Origin of the sequence: Dietzia sp. B19, from assembly GCF_014145155.1 — a bacterium.
Taxonomy (GTDB): Bacteria; Actinomycetota; Actinomycetes; order Mycobacteriales; family Mycobacteriaceae; genus Dietzia; species Dietzia natronolimnaea.
The window spans coordinates 1-1,240 of the sequence record NZ_JAALED010000439.1 but is presented as its reverse complement, the minus strand read 5'-3'; the positions used below and the strand labels follow the sequence as shown (position 1 = coordinate 1,240).

The following is a 1,240-nucleotide window of genomic DNA, read 5'->3' as shown; positions in this document are numbered from 1 at the left end:
CTCGCGGCGGGCGGCTGCGGAAGAGGTGGACACGCGCGCGAGCAAGACGCCAGACGCGTGCGCGAGACGCCAGGCGCATCAGCGGCTGCACGGACTGGCGAGTGTCGTGGCCGGCGATCCTCCCCGAGTCGGCGACGGTACGCGTACTGCAGCCGCCCTCACGCCACGCGGCGCGGCCCCCGGCCGAGTGACTCCTGAAGTCTCATCGCCTCGCGGATGAGGGGCACGATCCGGCCACGCCGGTAGTCCTCCCATTGCCATCTCCTGAAGATGTTGCCCAGCGCTTCGATCTCGTTCTGGCGATTCTTCTCATTGCGTAGCTTCCGGCGGACGCCCGCCTCGCCGTCGTCGATCCCGTACTTCCCCGACCCGTCCGCCTCCCCGACGAGTCCCCATTCCTTCCAGTACATGTCGACGAAGGTCCGCGACCCGTCCGGGAGGACGAACTCGTGTTGGAGCCGGGGCATGGGGAGTCCGGCGCGGGTGATGGCGACCCGGCTCAGTGACTCGAGCACCGAGTGGGCACCCGGGTCCGCGAATGCCACCACCGCGCGGGCCCGCGCGATGCCGACTCTCCCGGCGGCGGCGTCGAGTTCGGCCGCCAGTTCGGCCCGGGTGCACAGAGAATGTCGCAGGGCCTGGTCGGCAGCGCAGACAGCACCGGTGAACGGGCTCGTCCGCGCCACGTCGACGATCGTCCGCGCCGGAGTCGTGACCGGGATGCCATCGAGTTCCGTCACGGCGTCACCGAGATCCAGACTGTGGCAGATCGCGCTCTCGCCCCGCCTGCTCCCGCTGCCCGGCCGGTGCCTGGTCGTGGTGACCCGCCGGGTGTCCAGATCCTGGGCGGGCAGACCGTGCAGCACGAGCGCGGAAGTATGCGACATCACCGTGCCGGGGCTGATGAACCTCGCCGAGGCACGCGAGCGCATCTCGAGGATGGCTTCGGCCTCGTCGGGACCGGTGGGCAGGTCGGCGGCGGGCACGTAGACACCGTGACGGAGACGGTAGAGCTGTCCGGTGCGCTCTGCGTGCTCCCGCGCTCGGCGGCTGTAACCCCGGGCGAGTAGTTCGGACGAGGTGATGACGGGTGGGCGAGGTCGGTCTGTGCTCATGAACACGCAGTATCGGCCCCGCCGGCCCGGCTTCTGCGGCGTCGGACTGCGTGATCCGTCCTGACTGTGGAGGGGGCGCGGGGTGTGGAGAGCGTTGCCGCGACTGCGGGGCCGGGCTGAGCGAC

At 70.6% G+C, this 1,240-nt stretch carries 1 protein-coding gene; it reads right to left on the bottom strand.

Translation table 11 applies throughout. From position 1 onward, the window contains the following. Nucleotides 1-158: 158 nt before the first annotated feature. Nucleotides 159-1,115, bottom strand: a complete 957-nt coding sequence (locus G6020_RS12380; RefSeq protein WP_179523196.1) for a hypothetical protein — start codon at nucleotides 1,113-1,115, stop codon at nucleotides 159-161. Nucleotides 1,116-1,240: the final 125 nt, after the last annotated feature.

Coding starts and splice junctions, on each gene's coding strand:
- G6020_RS12380 (WP_179523196.1), bottom strand. CDS start 1,115: ATGAGCACAGACCGACCTCGCCCACCCGTCATCACCTCGTCCGAACTA.